Raw genomic sequence first — 20,013 nt, 5'->3', positions numbered from 1 at the left:
GACTGGGGCGGCGGCTTGGAACGCGTCGTACACCCAGTCCAGGGCGAGCGTCACCGCTCGGGCCCCGGCCGCCTGTCCGTCACCCCAGATAGGCGGGGGCGACCGCGGAGGTCATCAGTCGGCGGGCCGTGCCGGTGCCGTCGGCGGGGACGGTCCACAGGTCCGAGCCGTAGTCGCCGGGGAGGGCGTAGACGAGGGTGGAGTCGTCGGACCAGAGTGCCTGGTCGTCGATGTTGCGCCGCTCGGCGGTGGCTGTCTCCCTCATGGTGCGCAGGTCGAGGACGTACAACCGCCAGGGAGCGTCGGGCGAGGCCCCGCGGACGCGTTTCTTGTAGGCGATCCGGGTGCCGTCGGGCGAGAGCGACGGACATTCGACGTCGCGGTGCACGGTGGTGAGGGTGCGGTCGGTGACGTCGCCCCGGACGAGGTAGGTCCGGCCGCCGGTGGCCAGGGTGGCGTAGAAGCGGGTGTCGTCGGCGAAGGTGACACCCCAGATGTTGGTGTCCGCGGCGCGGTAGGGACGGCCGTCCTTGGTGATGTGGAAGGTCTCCAGGTTGTCGTCGATCGCCCAGGTGCGGGTGTCGACGATGGCGGTGCGGGTGGAGAAGTCGGTGCCGGCGTACGAGTCCCCGCTGACGAAGACCGTCCAGGCGACCAGATGGCCGGAGGGCGAGACCCGGGCCCGGGTGGGGATGCCCGCTGCCGGGAAGTGGTGCAGCTCGTGGAGGTGGGAGTCGAGTACCACCGCTCGGTAGGTGTCCTCCAGGGCGCCGTGGTCGGCCTGGAGGCAGATGGCCGTACCGGCGACCGCGTGGAAGCGCAGGCACTTGACGCCCGACGCGGTGCGCGGCCCCCGCGGATCGCCGGCGGGCACGGCGGCTATCTCGTCGCGGTGCGGACCCCAGGCCAGATTGCGTACCAGCAGCCGGCGGCCGGTCGTCGGCCGGAGCGAGACGGCACCGGCCCGTACGGTCGGACCGTCCGCCTGCTGCCGGTCACGCAGGCCCGACCGGTGGGCGGCGTGCAGCACCGCCCCGGTACCGACCACCCCGAGCAGCAGGACAGCGGCGAGCAGGATCGTCAGACGGGCGGTTCTGGTCACGCGGACACCTCTTCGGCGGTACGGAGAAGGAACGTGGCCACGACGGCGCTGACGGTCAGTGCGGCGGCGGTGACGGCGAGGGCGGCCCGCCCACCCCACAGGCTCCAGGCCGCGCCGAAGGCGAGCGAGCAGCCGAACCGGGCCAACGCCTGGCCGGTGCCCACCAGTGCCTGCCCGGCGCCCTGGTGCCGTGCCGGGACGGCACCCGCCGTGGCGGCCGCGAGTACGCCGTCGGTGGCCGCGTAGAAGGTGCCGTGCAGGACGAGGACGGCGATCACGGCCGGGACGCCGTGCCAGGGGGAGAGCACCAGGCCGTAACCGAGCAGCAGGACGCCGTGGCCGGCCAGGAAGAGCCGGCGACTCTCGACGCGGTCCGCGAGCGCGCCGAGCGGGACGGCCAGCAGCAGGAAGACGGCGGCCGTGCCCAGCGGCAGCAGCGGGAACAGGTGGGCGGACAGGTTCCCCTCGCGTTGCAGGAGCAGGTAGAGGAAGGAGTCGCTGACGGTGGTGAGACCGAGGAGGGTCGCGCACAGGGTGAGGCGGCGCAGCTCTGGGCGGCGCAGCAGCGCGAGGGAGTCACGCAGCGCGGGCCGGGATGCCTCGGGTTCGGGCAGCCGTACGACATCGGCCGGGGCGATGTGGCGAGGCACGAACAGCACCAGCACCAGGACGCCGAGCGCGGCCACGCAGCCGCTGACCGCGAAGACCGCGTCGTAACCGTCGACGGTGGCCCGCAGTACGGCGAACGCGACGAGCGGGCCGAGCAGCGCGCCGGTGGTGTCCATGGCGCGGTGCACCCCGAACGCCCGCCCCCGGTGCTCGGGTCCGGTCGACAGCGAGATCATCGCGTCCCGGGGAGCGGTACGCAGCCCCTTGCCGGTGCGGTCGACCGCGAGGACGGCGCTGATCACGGGGAGGGTGTGGGCGAGCAGCAGCAGCGGTTTGCACGCCGCCGACAGGCCGTAGCCGAGGCCCGCAACCACCTTGTGCCGGCGGCCTCCCCGGTCGGCGAGATGACCGCCCGCCAGCCGGACCAGGGCCCCGACGCCGTTGTTGATGCCGTCGAGGAGACCGAAACCGAGGGGGGACAGGCCGAGGGCCGTGACCACGTAGAGCGGCAGGACGGCCGTGACCATCTCCGAGGAGACGTCCGTGATGAGGCTGACCGCGCCCAGGGCCAGCACGGTGCCGGGCACGGCGGCCGACCGCCTCCCCGGACGGGAGTCCGGGACGACGGTGGCCTTCGTACCGCGGGAGTCCGCGAGATACACCGGCGTCAGTTCCAGATGCCGGTGATGTCGGACGCCGAGGCGGCGTTGCCCGCGTGCGCGGTCAGACCGGCCAGGTCCTCCACGGTGCGCAGCACGTTGTAGTGGTTGTAGGTGGTGGCGCTGGAGCTGCCGGGGGTGACGTGCTGCCCGTACAGGACCGTGGGGATGCGGTTGCCGGACAGCTTGTTGTCCTCGTCGAAGGTGACGGCGAGGACGCTGTTGTGGGTCTTGGCCCAGGTGGCGTAGGCGCCCAGGTTGTTCTTGATCCAGGTGTCGCCGGTGGAGACCGAGCAGTCGTGCATGTCACTGCACAGGTTCGGGGTGACGAAGGAGACCTTCGGCAGGGTCGTGTAGTCGGTCGGGAACTGCGTCATCGTCTTCGCGGTGCTCGTGGGCACGTTGGAGAAGCCGAACCACGGGTTGTGCTTCTGCGCGTAGTTGCCGCTGCTGCACGTCGTCGAACCCTGGCTGGGCAGCGACTCGTTGTAGCTCGCCCAGGTCTTCCCGGCGGCGATCAGCTCGGAGGCGAGGTTGGGCGCGGAGATGGACCCGACGCCGACGCAACTGTCGTCGGTGCGGCCCTGGTTGGAGCCCGAGAACAGCATGTAGTAGTTCGGCTCGCTGGGGTGGGTGAGGCCGTAGGACTGGGTGAGGTTGGCGCCCCCCGCCTTCAGGGTGTTGTTGAGGTACGGGGCGCTGGAGCTGCCGATCACCTGCGAGTAGGCGTGGTTCTCCATCACCACGACCACGACGTGGTCGGGGGTGGGGAGAGCGGCGGCCTGAGCGGTGGAGCCGGTGACGGCCCACAGGCCGATCGACCCTGCGGTGAGGGCCACGGCTGCGGCGAGCGAGGCGAGGGGACGTCGGCTGGGCTTGGCGGCCTTGACGGCGGTCATACCTGTCCTCCGGACAGCAGTGACGGACGTACGGGGGGTGGCAGCGCGCCGTAACCCTAGGTGCCCGTCCGGGGCCCCGGCCGCGCGTCGTGAGGGAAGATCAGACGAACGCTGGGCCCCGCCGGGCAAAGCCCGCGTCAAGGGATCCCCATGCCGGCAAAGCCCACGTCAAGCGGGCACCGGCCCCTCGCGGTGGGTCCGTTCGGCGAGGTTCGGGTTCGGGGGTGCGCCCCCACGGCGTGGGCGTGGCCCCAATGGGTCAGGGCTCGTACACATAGGGCCGTACAACGTCGTCGGAGGTTTCCCAGAGGGGCACCGGTGGGCGGCGGCCGGGGACTTGCCAGCACTCCTCCGTGTGCGGAAAGGGCAGGTGGCAGCCCGCCGCGCGGGAGCGCTTGGCCCAGCGGCGCCAGCGGGCTTCGTGAGGGTTCGGCAGCCGCCATACGTACGGGTCCGGAACGCGTACCTCCACACAGGCCCCCTGCTCACCGTCTCCCGAGAGGGCTGGCAGGCGTTCATCCGGCAGTTCGGCTAGGCCGTTCAGCGCGGGTTCAGCGCACGTCGCGCAGCGTTGACCACGTTGTGGGCGTCAGGGCCGTAGACCGCGGACTCCCGTAGCGTCCTCCAGACCTTCCTGTACAAGGCGACATTGTCGGCGTCGTCCAGCCAGAGTTCTGCGTGCCAGTCCTCCGCGACGACCAAGCGGTTATCAAGGACCCAGAAGCCGTTGGCGGGCACGAGCTTCACGGGGGCAGTGAACGGGACGATGCCCAGCTCGACAGTGTCCATCCCGATCACGCCGGTCAGCCGGTCGAGCTGCGCGGCGAGTACCGAGGGCGGGCAGATCAGCGAACGCAGCGAGGCTTCCCACATCAGCACGTGGAGCTTGCGGCCGGACCGGTACAACCATTCCTGGCGCTGCACCCGGGCGCGCACGGCGTCCTCGATGTCGGCGACCGGACCCAGCAGCTCCGAATAGCGCCCGATGACGTGGCGTGCGTACTCCGGTGTCTGGATCAGACCGGCGGTCCTCCCAGAGGAGCTGTGGGCGATCGACGGCACGGACTGCTCACCGTGCGACAACAAGGTCCCCGACAGCCACTGAACCGTCCCATCCTGGCGCCTGCAACGAGGAACTGCCTTGGTCGCACAACACGACATCCCTGCCGAGACCGAACTGTGGGACACCTTCGCCGAGTCCGCCTTCAAGGACGACGCCGAGCCCGGCTTCTGCTGGACGCAGTACGCCGGGCACGGACCCGGCCCCGAACTGCTCGGGGCGCCGTCCCGCGTGTTGGAGATCGGCTGTGGCACCGGGCGTGCGCTCGCCTTCCTCGCCCGGCGTGGCATCACCGCGCACGGTGTCGATCTCTCCCCGGTCATGGTGAGGAAGAGCAGCGAGCGGTGGGCCGACACCGGTGCCGTTTTCGCTCGCGGGGAGGTTCTGGACTGGCTGGCGGCGTCCGTTGAGACGTACGACGCCGTCTACTCGATCTTCGGTGCCGCCTGGTTCACCGACCCGGGACGGCTCTTCCCGCTCGTGCGGGCGCGGCTCAACCCGGGCGGCGTATTCGTGTTCTCCCAGCCGCCCGCCATCCCCGGCGCGTACGGTCCGCAGGGCATGTACAAGGGGGGCTTCGCGGGCAGGGCCATGTTCACGTACCGCTACAGCTACCGGCCCGCCGTCTGGGAGCGTCTGCTCACCCGGGCGGGTTTCGCCTCGGCTGAAGCGTGCGTGCTGGACGCTCCGAGTGCCGACCACATCGGCACACTGGTCGTCCGCGCGGAAGTGCCCTCGACTGACGTGTGATCCCCTCCTGAGCCGGCGTGAGGAAGCGGGCGCCTGGTGTGCTGAAGAAGTCAGGGGCGGCCGGTGGAGATGACGGTCCTGCGTACTGGCACGATCGCGTGGGCTCTGCGCGGCTTGGGGGCGTCGAGCATCGTGACGCCGTTGGATCCGCTCCTGCGGAGGTAGAAGAGAGGCCCGGCCACGAACGTCACGAAGATCGCGATGATACTGACGGGGAACAGCGCCGGGCCGGATTCGCCCTCCGGCCGGACCTGGCCGCCCACGTGGACGGCGTAGACGAGCGAGGCGACGAAAACGACCGCGCACAAGACGGCGAGTACGAGGTGTACGGCGGAGCGCAGGCGGGCGCCGGCCTCGTCGGTCACCTCGGCGAGCAGGGAAGCCTCGCAGACGGAGCAGATCAGCTCGACGCTCTGCTTGCCCGTCGCGGGCCGGCGCACGCGGTAGTCGGTGTCGCGCCAGGCGACCTTGCGGGTCCGCAGGAAGATGCCGGTCGTCCGGTCGCTGAGGATGTGGCGCACCGCGACCTCCACGGTGCCCGGTATCGGTCTGTTCATGTCCCCGCCGGTCCTTCCGTCGCATGGCCCGATGTGGGCGCATGGGGCACACAGTGTCGGGCTTGCGACGGAGGCGACTCAACGGGCCGCGGAAGGCTTTGCCTTGATCTTGCCTTCCGCGTAAACCGTCTGACCAGCATGAGCGAGGGGTGTGCCCGGGGGGCACCAAGTGCCCCCGGATCAAAGGAGTTTCAAAGCTTCACCCGAAGCTGTTCTCATGTTCGTGCTTCTTCGGTAAGGATTCGGCCAGGGTCGTTCACATTCGGCCCTCTGCAACCCCCCACCTCCTGAAGGAATTTCATGAGAAAGAGCGCAGCCGTGCTGTGCGGCGCGACAGTCGTACTGGCGGGGACACTCACGGCCGTCCCTGCCGAGGCGAGCGCCGAGGCGAGCACGGCGCAGTCCGCGAACGCCGTCCAGGCGGCGAAGGCCACCTGGAAGAAGTGCGGCACGGACGACTACCCGACCCTCCAGTGCGCGTCGGTGAAGGTGCCGCTCGACCACGCCAAGCCGCAGGGGCGGAAGATAACCCTGGCCCTGTCTCGTGTCCCGCACACCGCGACGAAGTACCAGGGCCCGCTGCTGGTCAACCCCGGCGGCCCCGGCGGCAGCGGTCTGACGCTCGCCGGCTTCGTCGCGTCCTCGCTGCCCAAGGCGGTCGCGGCCCAGTACGACGTCATCGGCTTCGACCCGCGCGGGGTCGGTGAGAGCAAGCCCGCCCTCGACTGCAAGCCGGGCCAGTTCAACCCGGTGCGCCCCGCCAGCGTTCCCAGCACCCCCGCGATCGAGAAGGCCAACCTCAAGCGCGCCAAGTCCTTTGCCGCCGCCTGCGGCAAGAAGTACGCGGACGTCCTGCCGTACATCAACACGGTCCAGACCGTGCAGGACATGGACTCGATCCGCGCGGCACTGGGCGCGAAGAAGATCAACTACTTCGGTTACTCCTACGGCACCTACCTCGGCGCGATCTACGCCAAGCTCTTCCCGGAGCGGGTGCGGCGCCTGGTCCTGGACTCGATCGTCGACCCGACCGGCGTCTGGTACGACGACAACCTCGGCCAGGACTACGCCTTCGACGCCCGTCACAAGGCGCTCATGGCCTGGATCGCCAAGTACAACTCGACATACAAGCTCGGCACCGACCCGGCCAGGATCGAGGCCAAGTGGTACGCGATGCAGGCCGAGCTCGCCAAGAAGCCGGTGGGTGGGAAGGTGGGCGCCGCGGAGCTGGAGGACACCTTCATCCCGGGCGGCTACTACAACGGCTACTGGCCGGACCTGGCCGAGGCGTTCGCGGCGTACGTGAACGACAAGAACGCCGACCCGCTGGTGGAGGCGTACGAGAACTTCGCCGCCATCGACGCGTCCGGGGACAACGGCTACAGCGTCTACACGTCCGTGCAGTGCCGTGACGCCTCCTGGCCGCGTGACTGGAGCCAGTGGCGGAAGGACAACTGGGCGGTGTACGAGAAGGCGCCGTTCATGGCGTGGAGCAACGCCTGGTACAACGCGCCGTGCGCGTTCTGGCCGACGAAGTCTCTGAAGCCGGTGAACGTCGCCAATGCCAAGCTGCCGCCGACGCTGCTGTTCCAGGCGACGGACGACGCGGCCACTCCCTACCAGGGCGGCGTCACCGTCCACCGTCTGCTCAAGCGCTCCAGCCTCGTCGTCGAGCAGGGCGGCGGCAACCACGGCATCACGCTGAGCGGGAACGCCTGCCTGGACAAGTACCTGGCGAAGTACCTGACCGACGGCACGGTGCCGCGCGGCCACGGCGAGGCCGATGCCGTCTGCAAGAAGACCGCCGATCCGGTGCCGACCGCCACGGCGAAGTCCGCCATGGCGGCAACGGCTGAGTCGGCCACCGCGCCGGACGGTGACACCCTGCACGGGCTGCTCGGCTTCCGGGGCTGAACAGCCGCTGAACAAGCGGGACATGACGGGACATGAGAAGGGCGCCCGGTGGCTCACCGGGCGCCCTTCATCGTCGTGTCGAAGAAATGATCAGAGCTTCTCGATCACATAGTCGACGCACTTCGTCAGCGCCTCGACGTCCGCCGGGTCGATCGCCGGGAACATCGCGACGCGGAGCTGGTTGCGGCCGAGCTTGCGGTAGGGCTCGGTGTCGACGATGCCGTTGGCGCGCAGGACCTTGGCGACGGCGGCCGCGTCCACGTCCTCGTCGAAGTCGATCGTGCCGATGACCTGGGAGCGCTTGGCCGGGTCGGTGACGAACGGGTTCGCGTACTTGACGTCCTCGGCCCAGCCGTAGAGCGTGCGCGCGGAGGTGGCGGTGCGGCCCACCGACCAGTCCAGGCCGCCCTGGCCGTTGATCCACTCCAGCTGGTCGTTCAGCAGGAACAGGGTCGCGAGGGCCGGGGTGTTGTACGTCTGGTTCTTGCGGGAGTTGTCGATCGCCGTCGGGAGCGAGAAGAACTCCGGGACATGGCGGCCCGAGGCGTGGATCCGCTCGGCGCGCTCGATCGCGGCCGGGGAGAACACGCCGATCCACAGGCCGCCATCGGAGGCGAAGGACTTCTGCGGGGCGAAGTAGTAGACGTCGGTCTCGGCGATGTCGACCGGGAGGCCGCCGGCGCCGGAGGTGGCGTCCACCAGGACGAGGGAGCCCGCGTCGGCGCCCGGCACCCGCTTGATGGGGGCGGCGACACCCGTGGAGGTCTCGTTGTGGGTGTAGGCGTACACGTCGACGCCCGCCTCGGTCCGCGGGTCGGGGTGGGTGCCCGGGTCGGAGGAGATGACCGTGGGCTCGGCGAGCCAGGGCGCGAGCTTGGCCGCCTTGGCGAACTTGGAGCTGAACTCGCCGAAGGTCAGGTGCTGCGACTTGTTCTCGATCAGGCCGTGCGTCGCGACGTCCCAGAAGGCGGTGGAGCCGCCGTTGCCGAGGACGACCTCATAGCCCTCGGGGAGCTGGAACAGCTCGCTGATGCCCTCGCGCACCTTGCCGACCAGGTTCTTGACCGGAGCCTGGCGGTGAGAGGTGCCCAGCAGGGACGTACCGGTGGCGGCCAGCGCGTCCAGCGCCTCCACCCGCACCTTGGAGGGGCCCGCGCCGAATCGACCGTCGGCGGGCTTGATGTCAGCAGGAATCTGGATCTCAGCCACGTGCCGGAGGGTATCCCCTCGGTGAAACCGGACGGAACTGTGTCCGTTCGATGAGACACGTTCCTCCAGTGGCTGGACCAGTGGGAATCCAGCCGGCGACGGCCGGGACCGGTGACTTTCAGTGGTCACGTGCATCCTTGACGTAGGCGGATCTGCGGCGGCGGATCTGCGGCGGTGGATCTGCGGCGGTGGGTCTACGGCGGTGGGTCTACGACAGCGGATCTACGGGGTCAGCCGTACCGGCAGCTCGAAGAGGTCGTTCTGGGTGACCACCGGCTTGTTGCGCAGTTCGCCTGCCGGGACCGCCAGGTCCAGCCGCGGGAAGCGCTCGTACAGGGCGGGCAGCGCCACCCCGGCCTCCAGGCGGGACAGCGCCGCGCCGGGGCAGACGTGTGGACCGTGCCCGAAGGAGATGTGGCGGTTCTTCGTCTCACGGGTGATGTCGAAGTCGCCCGCGGACGGGCCGTGCGCCTGCTCGTCGCGGCCCAACGCGCCGTACGAGACGATCAGCGCGTCCCCCGCGGGGATCACCTTGTCGCCGACCGGTACGTCCTCGGTGGCGAAGCGGATCAGGACGTGGGAGGTGGGGGTGGAGTGGCGCAGGGTCTCCTCGACCACCGCCGTCCAGTCCACTTCGCCCGACAGGACGAGGGCCCGCTGGTCGGGGTGGGTGGAGAGGTTGACCACCGCGTTGACGATCAGCGAGATCGTCGTCTCATGGCCCGCCGCGACCATCAGCTGGAGGGTGGAGACGATCTCCTCGTCGGTGAGGTGGTCGCCGTCCTCGGAGGCCAGGACCAGGGCGGACGTCAGGTCGTCGCCGGGCTGCGCGCGCTTGGCCGCGACCGTCTCCGCCATGATGCCCGCCAGCTCCGTGAGCGTGGCGATGACCTCCGCGGGCGGCGTCTGGGTCGAGAAGAACTTCTCGAACAGCTCCTGGAGTCGGGGCAGCTTCGACTCGTCGATGCCCATCAGGTCGGTGATGACGTACATGGGGAGCGGATACGCGAAGGCCGCCTTCAGGTCGACGACGTCACCCGCCAGCTTGTCGAGCAGCCCCTCGGTGAGCTGGGTGATCCGCTCCCGCATCCGCTCCACCCGGCGCGGGGTGAGCGCCTGCGCCACGAGCGTGCGCATCCGCCGGTGGTCGGCGCCGTCCACGGTGAGCATGGAGCGGCCGGGGTTGGCGAGGCCGATCAGGGGCCAGTCGGCGGGTATCTCGCCGCGCTGCCAGGCACCCCAGACGTTGATGTCCTTGACCAGTCTGGGGTCGGTGAGTAACGCCTTGGCCTCGGCGTGGTGGGTGACGGCCCAGACGGGGACACCGCCCGGCAGCTCGACGGCGGCCAGCGGCCCCGCCTCGCGCAGCCTGGCGCTCTCACCTTCCAGGTCCCTCACGAAGGGATCGAGGGCGATACGGGTCTCTTCGATGTCGGTCGTCATACGGAGGTGCCTCCAAGGCGGGGGGTCGGGGTACTACGTCATTCCGGCCGGCCGGCCAACCGGCCAACCGGCCAACCGGCCGGCCGGAGGCCCGAGGTGTGTCTGCGGACCTCCGGCCGTGAAGCAGGTCGGCAGGGCATGGCGCGGGTCGGAGAGGCCGCCACCGGGCCATTGCCGCCGAGCGGCCAAGGGCCCGGGTCGGGGAGCCGGCAGGGGCGCGGATGGGGGAGCGCCGCCCGTGCCGCAGAGCGGGCACGGGCCGGCGCCCGAGCAGCGGGCACGGGCCGGCGTCCGGGGGCAGTGGCCACGGGCCGGCGTCCGAGCAGCGGGCACGGGCCGGCGTCCGAGGCGGCGGGCACGGGCCGGCGTCCGAGGCGGCGGGCACGGGTGGTGTCAGAGCGCGGGCACGGGCGTGAAGCGGACCGGCAGTTCGGTCAGTCCCCTCAGCCACGGCGAGGGCCGGCGGGTGAGGGACTCGGCGGGCACCGCCAGGTCGATGTCCGGCAGCCGGTCCAGTACGACCTCGATGCCCGTCCGCGCGATGACCTCGGCGATCTCCTGCGCCGGGAACGGGCAGCGGTGCTCACCGTGCCCGAAGGAGAAGTGCGCGTTGTTGCCGCCGGTGAGCGCGGACCCGTCGGTGCGGACCTGCGGGTCGGAGTTGGCGCCCTGGAGGCCGAGCACCAGCAGGTCGCCGGCGCGGATGCGGCGTCCGCCGAGGTGGGTGTCGCGGGATGCCCAGCGGCCGGCGATGTTCTGCGAGGGGGCGTCCTCCCACAGCACCTCGTTCATGGCCTCGGCGACGCTGTTGCGGCCGCCGAAGAGGGAGGCGGCGAAACGGTTGTCGGTGAGCATGAGACGCAGCGAGTTGCCGATCCAGTCGGCGGTGGGCTGGTGGCCCGCCGCCAGCATCACCATGAGGTCCTGCGTGATCTCCTCGTCGGTGAAGCCGGAGGTGTTCGCGAGCATCCGGGACACGACGTCCTCGGAGGGGTTCGCTCTCCGGTCGGCCAGTAGCTCGACCATGGAGGTGGCCAGGTGGGTCTGGCCGGCGATCGCCCCTTCCCGGCCGTCGATCATGTCGTTGAGGGCGGTGACCAGGCCCGGGCCCTGCTCGTCGGAGAAGCCGAAGAGGCGGGCGAGGACCCGCACCGGCAGCAGCATCGCGTAGTCGGCGATGAGGTCCGTCTCGCCCTTGGCGCACACCGCGTCGATCAGTTCGTCGGCGAACCGCTCGGCGTGGCCGCGCAGTTCGGAGGCGTCGGCCGCCTCCAGCGCGTTGCTGATCATGGCGGCGCGTTCGCGGTGGCGTTCGCCGACGGTGTAGAGGATCGACGGCTGCTTGCGGCCGATCATCGGCAGCAGCGGCCAGTCGTCGGGGATGGTGTCCCACTGGTTCCACAGGTCCGAGTCCCGGCTGAACAGGACCGGGTCGCCGGTGACCTGGTGCAGCTCGCGGTAGCCGAGGACCAGCCAGGCGGGTACGTCGCCGTCGAGCAGCACCGGTGTCACGGGGCCGTGCTCGCGTCGCATCTCCCGGTACAGCTGGGCCGGTTCGGACTGGAACCGGGGCCCGCCGAGCGGGACGGCATCGAGGGTCACGCGAACTCCTGTCGGGGCAGGGCGGGTTGGGCGGCCTGTCCGGCGTACTGGTCCTTGATGTGCTGGACCAGCGTGATGAGGACCTGCTTGCTGGACGCGCGGGAGCGGGCGTCGCAGTCGAGCAGCGGCACATGCGGGTCGAGGTCGAGGGCCTCGCGGACGTCCGCCGGGGCGAAGGCGGGGCCGCCGAAGTCGTTGCAGGCGACGATGAACGGCGTGCCGTGGTGTTCGAGGCGGTCTATGGCGTACCAGGAGTCGTCGATACGGCGGGTGTCGACGAGGACGACCGCGCCGAGCGTGCCGGAGAACAGGCGGTCCCACAGGAACCAGAACCGTTCCTGGCCGGGCGCGCCGAACAGGTAGAGCACATTGCGCGCGTCGAGGGTGATGCGGCCGAAGTCGAAGGCGACGGTGGTGGCGGTCTTGCCGCTCACCTCGCTGATGTCGTCGACGGCTTCGCCCGCCCGGGTCATCGTCTCCTCGGTGTTGAGGGGACGTATCTCGCTCACCGAGCGGACCAGGGTCGTCTTGCCGACGCCGAAGCCGCCGACGACCACGATCTTCAGGCCGTTGTCGGCGGAGGCACCCAACGGGGTGCGTGCGTCAGAGATTGCGGAGTCCAACGAGCACCTGCTCCAGGAGATCGGGTCGGGGTACTGCTGTCGTGTACGGGTGGCGGGCGCTGACGCGGCCCGCCGCGAGGAGGTCGGACAGCAGGATCTTGGTGATGCTCACCGGCAGCCGCAGTTCGGCGGCGACCTCGACGACCGCCGTGGGGCGTTCGGTCATCTTGAGGATCGCCACGTGCTCCGACTGCATGCCGGGCCTGGGGCCGCTCTCGGCGACGACGAGGGTCACCAGGTCGAACGGGCTGTCGGGCCCGGACCGGCTGCGTCCTCCGGTGACGGTGTAGAGGCGGTCCGGGGCGTCGTCCCTGCCGGGTCGGCTCATGAGGCGCGCGGAGGCGCGGTCAGATGCTCGCCGAGCTGCTCCACGAGCTCGCTCATGTTGTGGCCGACGAGCCCGACGTCCGCGTCCTCGGTGGTGACCACGGCGAGATGCGCGCCCTGGCCGGCCTCGACGATGAACAGGACGCCGCCGTAGAACTCCGTCATCGCCGACCGCACACCCCCGCTGCCGTCGCCGAACTCGACGGACGCCCCGTGGGACAGCGACTGGATGCCGGCGGCGATCGCGGCGAGCTGGTCGGCCTGGTCGGCGGTGAGCTCCGGCGTGCGGCACAGCTTCAGGCCGTCGCGGGACAGCACCAGGGCGTGCCGTGCGCCCGGGGTCCGCTCCAAAAGGCCTTCGATGAGCCAGGTGAGCTTCTCGTCGGCGGTGGTCGTGCCGGTCATGAGGTGGGGTCGCCTTCCGGGTGTGCGTGTTCGTGTGCGTGTGCGTGTGCCTGGGACGGGATGTCGGCGGCCGCCTCGGCCGCTTCGGGTTCCGCGGCGGTGGCGTCGCGTGGGGCGTCGTCCGGGTCCGGGGCGGCCGGATCCTGGGGCGCGTCGGTCCGGTCCGTGACGGCCGGGTCCCGGAGGTCGGCCTGGTCCGGTGCGCCGGCCCGTACGGCCTGACGGAAGTTGTCGAAGCGGGTCGCCCGGGTCCTGGCGTCGTCGGCGGCGGGCGCGGGGTGCGGCTCGGTGGAACGGGCCGTACCGAGCCGGCGCTCGGCCTCGGCCAGGGTCCGGCCACGGCGGCGCTTGGGCAGCCCCGAGGGCCGCTCGTCCGCCGCGTGGTCCGCGGACTCGTGGACGGGCAGGGGGTCGGGGTCCGGGAAGTCGTGCGGCGGTACGGGATCGGGGTCCGGGCCGGTCGTGGAGTCGGCCGGGGCGGGGGTGGCCCGGGGGCGGGGCGGCTCGGCGGGGGCACTCGGGAGCGCGGCGGGCGGCTCGGCTGCGGCCGGGTTGGTGAGGATGTCCTGCGGGATGAGCATGAGGACGCCCGTGCCGCCGCGCGCGGACGGCCGGAAGGAGACCGTCAGGCCGTACTTGCGGGCCAGCCGTCCGACCACGGGGAGACCGAGCCGGGTGCCGCTGAGACCGCCGAGCCCGGTGGACTCGCCGGAGACCGACTCCTCGGCACGGCGCAGCTGCACCTCGCCCATGACGAGTCCGCTGTCCTCGACGGACACGATCACGCCGGCCGGCACCTCCTCCACGTACACGTGGACCTCGGCGGTCGGCGGCGAGAAGTTGGCGGCGTTGTCGAGGAGTTCGGCGAGCGCGTGCATCACGCCCTCGGCGGCGTGGCCGGCGACGGCCGCCTCGCTGGCCGAGTGGACGCGCACCCGCTGATAGCCGCTGATGCGGCCCATCGCGCCCCGCAGGATCGACTCCATGACGATGGGGCGTGCCCAGCGGCGGCCGGAGCGGGCGCCGCTGAGGACCGCGACGGAGTCGGCGAGCCGGCCCGCCTGCGCGGTGCGGTGGTCGAGGTGGAGGAGATCGGCGAGGACGTCCTCGTCGCCGTGCCGTTCCTCCATGGCCCGGAGGTCGGCGAGCATGCCGGTGGAGAGGGCCTGCATGCGGCCGGCCGCGTTGGCGGTGGCGGAGATCGCTGCGGCGCGCTCGCTGGTGGCACGGCGGAGCTGGGCGGTGAGCCGGGAGTTCTCGCCGACGAGGCGGTCGCGCTCCTCCACGAGCTGGGTGCGCTCCTCGGCGAAGGACTCGGTGAGGCGTTCGCGTGTCTCGGCGAAGGACTCGGTGAGCTGGACGCGTTCCTTGCCGAAGGAGTCGGTGATCCGGGTGCGTTCCCAGTCGAACTCGGCCGTCAGCCGGGTGCGTTCCCGGGCCAGTTCGCCGGTCAGGCGGTCGTGCTCGCGGCGGGACTCGTCGGCCAGTCGGGCCCGTTCCTGGAGCAGCCGTCCGGCGTCCAGGGTGGCGGCCTCCAGTCGGCGGCGGGTGAGCCGGGTCGTCTGGACACCGTGGGCGGCCAGGGTGACGGCCGCGCACAGCAGCAGGGCGGCGGCGGACGCGCCCCAGGCGAGCGGGGTGCGCACCGACGAGGGTGCCGCGGCGACCGCACCGGCGACGGCGAGAGCGGACAGGACGGCGGCGAGCAGCAGGGCCGGCGCGACGGTGCGGAAGGCGGGGCGGTCGCCGGGGAGGGTGGGCGCGGTCATGAAGGGGATCCTCGGTCGGGTCCTCGGGCGGTCGCCGTCGTACCGCGGGCGGCCCTCGGTCGGGTCCTTGGTCTGTGGGTGAGTGGTGGTCCTGGGCAGGTGAGCAGCGACACTGTGTGTTCAGGTTGGTACAACTGGCGGTCACTATAGGAGACTTTCCGATTTAATTGGGAAGCATCTGGTTCCGTTTCTGAAAAGTGGCCTCGGCCCGGGCCCGCCGAACGGCATCCCACCTGTGGATAAGCGGCCTCGCTGTCGGAGGTTGGATGCACTCTGGACCCATGACGGATCTCGAGGCAGAACTGCGGAGGGCCGTCCGGGGCGAGGTCGGGTTCGACGTCACGTCCCGGGCGTTGGTCACCATGGACGCGTCCAACTACCGGCGGGTCCCGCTGGGCGTGGTCGCCCCTCGGGACGCCGATGACGTGGCGGCGGTCCTCGCGGTGTGCCGGGCACAGGGCGTGCCGGTGGTGCCGCGCGGCGGGGGCACGTCGATCGCCGGGCAGGCGACGGGCACGGGCGTGGTGCTGGACTTCACCCGGCACATGAACCGCCTGCTGTCCCTCGACCCGGAGGCCGGCACCGCGGTCGTGCAGCCCGGCCTGGTCCTCGACCGCCTCCAGGAGGCCGCCGCCCCGCACGGCCTGCGCTTCGGCCCCGACCCGTCCACACACAGCCGCTGCACGCTCGGCGGGATGATCGGCAACAACGCGTGCGGCTCGCACTCGGTCGCGTGGGGGACGACCGCGGACAGCGTGCGCGAACTGTCGGTGCTCACCGTGCGCGGCGAGCGGCTGCGGCTCGGCCCGCGCTGGGCGGGCGCGCCGGAGGGCCTGCGGGGCCTGGTGGAGGGCGACTTGGCGCGCTTGCGCACCGGCTTCCCCGAACTGCCCCGCCGTATCTCCGGGTACGCGCTGGACGCGCTGCTGCCCGAGAACGGCTCCGACGTCGCCCGCGCCTTCTGCGGCTCGGAGGGCACGCTCGGTGTTCTGACGGAGGCGGTCGTACGGCTGGTGCGGGCGCCCCGCGCGCGTGCGCTGGCCGTGCTGGCGTACGCCGACGAGAGCGCCGCCGCCGACGCCGCGGCCGGTCTGTTGCCGCACGGGCCGCTCACGGTGGAGGGCATGGCGGCCGACCTGGTGCCGGCCACCGCCCGGCTGCCCCGCGGCGGAGCCTGGCTGTTCGTGGAGACCGGCGGCGACACGGAGGCGGAGGCACGCGCGCGTGCCGAGCGGATCGTGCGGGCGGCGGATGTCGTGGACGCCCTGGTGGTGACGGACCCGGCGGGCCAGCGGGCCCTGTGGCGCATCCGGGAGGACGCGAGCGGCACGGCCACCAGGACGCCGGAAGGCTCCGAGGCCTGGCCCGGCTGGGAGGACTGCGCGGTCCCGCCCGCCCGACTGGGCGCCTATCTGCGGGACTTCCGGGGGCTGCTGCGGGCACACGGGCTGCACGGCACTCCGTACGGCCACTTCGGGGACGGCTGCATCCACGTCCGCATCGACTTCGACCTGCTGACGGACGCGGGAGTGGCACGCTTCAGGAGCTTCTCGGAGGACCTGGCCGAACTGGTCGTCGCCCACGGCGGTTCGCTGTCCGGCGAACACGGCGACGGGCAGGCGCGGGCGGAGCTGCTGCCTCGGATGTACGGCGAGGAGATGGTCGCGCTGTTCGAGCGCGCGAAGGGCATCTGGGACCCGGACGACCTGCTCAACCCCGGCATGCTGGTCCGCCCGGCCCCGCTGGACACCAACCTCCGCTTCTCCGTCCTCCCCAGCCGGCCGGTGGACGTGGCCTTCGGCTACCCGTCCGACGGCGGCGACTTCTCGGCGGCGGTGCGGCGGTGCGTGGGCGTCGCGAAATGCCGTACGGCGCCGACGGCGGCGGCCGGGTCCGGGACCGCCGTCATGTGCCCGTCGTTCCGCGCGACCGGCGAGGAGGCCCACTCCACGCGCGGGCGGGCCCGGCTGCTGCACGAGATGCTCGCGGGCGAACTGGTCACCGACGGCTGGCGCTCGCCGGAGGTCCGGGACGCGCTGGACCTGTGCCTGTCCTGCAAGGGCTGCCGCTCCGACTGCCCGGTCGAGGTCGACATGGCCACGTACAAGGCGGAGTTCCTGCACCACCACTACGCCGGGCGCCGACGCCCGGCCGCCCACTACAGCATGGGGTGGCTGCCGGTGTGGCTGCGCCTGGTGGAGCGGTCGCGTGCGGCGGCGGTGGTCAACGCGGTGGGCGCGGTGGGCCCGTTGGCGGCGGTCGTGAAGCGGATGGGTGGGATCGCGGCGGAGCGGCGGATTCCTCGGGTGGCGGGGCAGACGTTCAGCGGGTGGTGGCTCAGGCGTGCGCGTGGGCAAGGGGATCTCACGGCCGGGCGGGCTCTCGTGATCCTCTGGCCGGACACGTTCACCGAGCATCTGGCGCCGTCGGTGGGCCGGGCGGCCGTACGCGTACTGGAGGCGGCGGGGCTTCGGGTGGCGCTGCCGCCGACGCTACGGCCGCGTAGGCGGCCGGTGGGTGACGGCAGCTCGGCCGTCCTGAACCCGCTGTCGGCGCTCCGGTCGCGCGGCCGGGTCTGCTGCGGTCTGACCTATGTCTCCACCGGCCAACTCGACCGCGCCCGTACGGTGTTGCGCCGCACCCTCGACCTGATGGCCCCGGTGCTGGAGACGGACGTCCCGGTCGTCGTCCTGGAGCCCAGCTGCGCGGCCGCGCTCCGCACGGACCTGCCGGAGCTGCTGCACGACGATCCGCGCGCGGCCCGCCTGGCCGCGAGGGTCCTCACCTTCGCGGAGGCGTTGGAACGCCTGGCCCCCGACTGGACCCCGCCCCGCGTCGACCGCCCGGTGGCCGGCCAGACCCACTGCCACCAACACGCGGTCCTGGGCGACACGGCCGACCGTGGATTGCGTCAAGCCGCTCTGCTCTCGGGCGAACTGAGCGGCGGTTGCTGCGGCCTCGCCGGTAACTTCGGCTTCGAGAAAGGCCACTTCGAGGTGTCGAAGGCCTGCGCGGAGGACCAGCTCCTGCCCGCGGTGAGAGCAGCCGAGAACGGCACGGAGATCCTGGCCGACGGCTTCTCCTGCCGCACCCAGCTGGAGCAGCTGGCGGGGGTGCGGGGGCGGCATCTGGCGGAGGTGCTGGCGGAGGGACTGACGGACGGACTGACGGACGGACCGGCCGTCAGTCCGCGAGAGTGAGATGAGGCCATGCGGCTGAAGCGCGTCGCGGTTCTGTCCGACATCCACGGCGTGCTGCCCGCCCTGGAGGCCGTGCTCGCCGAGCCCGAGGTGGCCGGTGCCGAGCGGATCGTGCTCACCGGGGACATCACGGCGGGCCCGCAGCCGTCCGAGGTGATCGACCTGCTGCGGGCGCAGGGCGAGCGCGTGCTGTGGGTCTCGGGCAACGCGGATCGTGAGCTGGTCGAGTACCGCAGGGGAGAGCGGGACGACATCCCCGACCCGATCGGCCCGTTCGCCGCGGGCCGGCTCCGGGCGGAACAGGTCGACTTCCTCGCCGCACTGCCCGAGTCGCTGGTGCTGGACGTCCACGGTCACGGCAGGGTCCTGTTCTGCCACGCCACACCTCGTGACGACGAGGAGGTCGTCCTCGTCGACTCCCGTCCCGACCGCTGGGCGGAGGTCTTCACCGGTCTGCCCGACGACATCCGCACGGTCGTCTGCGGCCACACCCACATGCCCTACGTCCGCCTCGCCCACGGCCGCCTGGTGGTGAACCCCGGCAGCGTCGGCATGCCGTACGGCCGCGCCGGCGCCCACTGGTGCCTGCTCGGCCCGGGCACCGACCTGCGCGTGACGCCGTACGACATCCCGGCGGCCCGCGCCCGGCTGGTGGCGGACTGCGACTACCCGGACATCGACGCATGGGCGGACTACTACCTCGCCGCCCGCGTCACGGACGCCGACGCGCTGACGGCGTTCGGGCCCCGGGACGGCCGTACCCCGGAGAGCTGAGACCGCCCTCCCAGGCACCTTCACCGGGGTCGTGACCACATTCTGGGACAGCCGCATAAACGGTTCACACACCTGACGAAGTCCATTACCCTGGACTGCGTCGTACAGTGAGGTGAACAAACCGCAGCTCAGTCCCCCGGAAGGTCCCGTGAGCACCCCCAGCGCCGCCACCCCCGCCACTCCGCCCCCGGTCGGCACCGCCACCGCGGCCGCCCCGGCCGGTACTCCGGGCCGCCGCGGTGCCCTCGGTCCGGTGGGCCTGGTGCTCGCCGGAGGGGTCTCGGTGCAGTTCGGTGCCGCTCTCGCGGTGACCCTGATGCCGAGGGCCGGCGCGTTCGGCGTGGTCACTCTGCGGCTGCTCGTGGCGGCTCTGGTGCTCCTGGTGGTCTGCCGCCCCCGGCTGCGCGGCCACTCCCGTACGGACTGGGGCACGGTCGTCGTCTTCGGGCTCGCCATGGCCGCGATGAACGGCCTCTTCTACCAGGCCGTCGACCGCATCCCCCTGGGTCCCGCCGTCACCCTGGAGGTGCTCGGCCCCCTCACACTCTCCGTCCTCGCCTCCCGGCGCGCGATCAACGCACTGTGGGCCGCGCTCGCCCTGGCCGGCGTCTTCCTCCTCGGCGGCGGCTTCGGCAGCCTCGACCCGGTGGGCATCGCCTTCGCGGTGGGCGCGGGCTCCATGTGGGCGGCGTACATCGTCTTCAGCGCACGCACGGGCCGCCGCTTCCCGCAGGCCGACGGGCTCGCCCTCGCCATGGCGGTCGCGGCGCTGGTGTTCCTCCCGTTCGGAGTCGTCGAGGCGGGCACGAGGCTCCTCGACCCGACGACGCTCGCCCTGGGCTCGGCGGTCGCCGTCCTCTCCTCCGTCCTCCCGTACACCCTCGAACTCCTCGCCCTGCGCCGCCTGCCCGCCTCCACCTTCGCGATCCTCATGAGCCTGGAACCGGCCCTCGCCGCCACCGCCGGCTTCCTGATCCTGAACCAGGCACTGACGGTCACCGAGGCCGCCGCGATCGCCCTCGTCATCGCGGCGAGCATGGGAGCGGTGCGGACACAGGTGGGGCAGGGGTGGAAGCGACGGCGGAAGGTGAAGGGCGTCGAGGGCTGAGAG

The 20,013-nt window shown here is 71.7% G+C and carries 16 protein-coding genes and 1 pseudogene; 5 read left to right on the top strand and 12 right to left on the bottom strand.

Going from position 1 to position 20,013, the window contains the following annotated elements:
• Positions 1-79: 79 nt before the first annotated feature.
• From AB0H86_RS37865 to AB0H86_RS37850, 4 genes and pseudogenes are all read right to left on the bottom strand, one after another.
• Positions 80-1,102 (bottom strand): TolB-like translocation protein, encoded by a 1,023-nt coding sequence (locus AB0H86_RS37865; protein WP_362449527.1) that lies wholly within the window; start codon positions 1,100-1,102, stop codon positions 80-82.
• Entirely contained in the window at positions 1,099-2,373 is a 1,275-nt protein-coding gene (locus tag AB0H86_RS37860) for an MFS transporter (RefSeq protein WP_362449526.1), read from the bottom strand. The genes AB0H86_RS37865 and AB0H86_RS37860 overlap by 4 nt, the downstream gene beginning before the upstream one ends.
• A 5-nt stretch (positions 2,374-2,378) precedes the next feature.
• Positions 2,379-3,269 (bottom strand): alkaline phosphatase family protein, encoded by an 891-nt coding sequence (locus AB0H86_RS37855; RefSeq protein ID WP_362449524.1) that lies wholly within the window; start codon positions 3,267-3,269, stop codon positions 2,379-2,381.
• A 540-nt stretch (positions 3,270-3,809) separates the two neighbouring features.
• Positions 3,810-4,292, bottom strand: a pseudogene (locus tag AB0H86_RS37850) (DUF5753 domain-containing protein); the annotation flags it as partial.
• Between the two features lie 118 nt (positions 4,293-4,410).
• Between AB0H86_RS37850 and AB0H86_RS37845 the strand changes: the two are divergent.
• Positions 4,411-5,079, top strand: a complete 669-nt coding sequence (locus tag AB0H86_RS37845; RefSeq protein ID WP_362449523.1) for a class I SAM-dependent methyltransferase — start codon at positions 4,411-4,413, stop codon at positions 5,077-5,079.
• Between the two features lie 50 nt (positions 5,080-5,129).
• On the opposite strand, the gene AB0H86_RS37840 is transcribed toward AB0H86_RS37845, so the two are convergent.
• Complete coding sequence (locus AB0H86_RS37840) at positions 5,130-5,636, bottom strand: hypothetical protein (protein WP_362449521.1); 507 nt, start codon at positions 5,634-5,636, stop codon at positions 5,130-5,132.
• Positions 5,637-5,936: 300 nt separating this feature from the next.
• Between AB0H86_RS37840 and AB0H86_RS37835 the strand changes: the two genes are divergently transcribed.
• Positions 5,937-7,550 (top strand): alpha/beta hydrolase, encoded by a 1,614-nt coding sequence (locus AB0H86_RS37835; RefSeq protein ID WP_362449519.1) that lies wholly within the window; start codon positions 5,937-5,939, stop codon positions 7,548-7,550.
• Positions 7,551-7,640: 90 nt separating this feature from the next.
• Here the strand turns inward: AB0H86_RS37835 and serC are convergent, their stop codons facing one another.
• The 7 genes from serC to AB0H86_RS37800 all read right to left on the bottom strand — a co-directional run bounded on the left by serC (position 7,641) and on the right by AB0H86_RS37800 (position 14,928).
• Positions 7,641-8,759 carry a phosphoserine transaminase gene (serC, locus tag AB0H86_RS37830; RefSeq protein WP_362449517.1) on the bottom strand — a complete coding sequence of 373 codons (1,119 nt, stop codon included), beginning with the start codon at positions 8,757-8,759 and terminating at the stop codon, positions 7,641-7,643.
• A gap of 222 nt (positions 8,760-8,981) precedes the next feature.
• The gene (locus AB0H86_RS37825; protein ID WP_362449515.1) at positions 8,982-10,202 is read right to left on the bottom strand and encodes a cytochrome P450; all 1,221 of its coding nucleotides are present in this window, start codon (positions 10,200-10,202) and stop codon (positions 8,982-8,984) included.
• A 393-nt stretch (positions 10,203-10,595) separates the two neighbouring features.
• Positions 10,596-11,804: a cytochrome P450 gene (locus AB0H86_RS37820; RefSeq protein ID WP_362449513.1), complete on the bottom strand. Its 1,209-nt coding sequence runs from the start codon at positions 11,802-11,804 to the stop codon at positions 10,596-10,598.
• On the bottom strand, positions 11,801-12,394 hold the full coding sequence (locus AB0H86_RS37815) for an ATP/GTP-binding protein (protein ID WP_362449583.1): 594 nt from the start codon (positions 12,392-12,394) through the stop codon (positions 11,801-11,803). Before AB0H86_RS37815 ends, AB0H86_RS37820 begins: the two co-directional genes overlap by 4 nt.
• 13 nt (positions 12,395-12,407) lie before the next feature.
• On the bottom strand, positions 12,408-12,755 hold the full coding sequence (locus AB0H86_RS37810; protein WP_362449511.1) for a DUF742 domain-containing protein: 348 nt from the start codon (positions 12,753-12,755) through the stop codon (positions 12,408-12,410).
• The gene (locus AB0H86_RS37805; RefSeq protein ID WP_362449509.1) at positions 12,752-13,159 is read right to left on the bottom strand and encodes a roadblock/LC7 domain-containing protein; all 408 of its coding nucleotides are present in this window, start codon (positions 13,157-13,159) and stop codon (positions 12,752-12,754) included. The genes AB0H86_RS37810 and AB0H86_RS37805 overlap by 4 nt, the downstream gene beginning before the upstream one ends.
• Positions 13,156-14,928, bottom strand: coding sequence for an ATP-binding protein (locus AB0H86_RS37800; protein WP_362449507.1), 1,773 nt, complete (start codon positions 14,926-14,928; stop codon positions 13,156-13,158). The genes AB0H86_RS37805 and AB0H86_RS37800 overlap by 4 nt, the downstream gene beginning before the upstream one ends.
• A gap of 281 nt (positions 14,929-15,209) precedes the next feature.
• Between AB0H86_RS37800 and AB0H86_RS37795 the strand changes: the two genes are divergently transcribed.
• The 3 genes from AB0H86_RS37795 (at position 15,210) to AB0H86_RS37785 (ending at position 20,010) form a co-directional block, all read left to right on the top strand.
• Positions 15,210-18,128 (top strand): FAD-binding and (Fe-S)-binding domain-containing protein, encoded by a 2,919-nt coding sequence (locus tag AB0H86_RS37795; protein WP_362449505.1) that lies wholly within the window; start codon positions 15,210-15,212, stop codon positions 18,126-18,128.
• 9 nt (positions 18,129-18,137) lie between these two features.
• On the top strand, positions 18,138-18,902 hold the full coding sequence (locus AB0H86_RS37790; protein ID WP_362449503.1) for a metallophosphoesterase family protein: 765 nt from the start codon (positions 18,138-18,140) through the stop codon (positions 18,900-18,902).
• A gap of 148 nt (positions 18,903-19,050) precedes the next feature.
• Positions 19,051-20,010: an EamA family transporter gene (locus AB0H86_RS37785; RefSeq protein WP_362449501.1), complete on the top strand. Its 960-nt coding sequence runs from the start codon at positions 19,051-19,053 to the stop codon at positions 20,008-20,010.
• The last annotated feature ends 3 nt before the right edge of the window (positions 20,011-20,013 follow it).

The organism is Streptomyces sp. NPDC050997 (assembly GCF_040660135.1).
Classification (GTDB): domain Bacteria; phylum Actinomycetota; class Actinomycetes; order Streptomycetales; family Streptomycetaceae; genus Streptomyces.
This window is presented reverse-complemented; position numbering and strand designations above follow the sequence as displayed.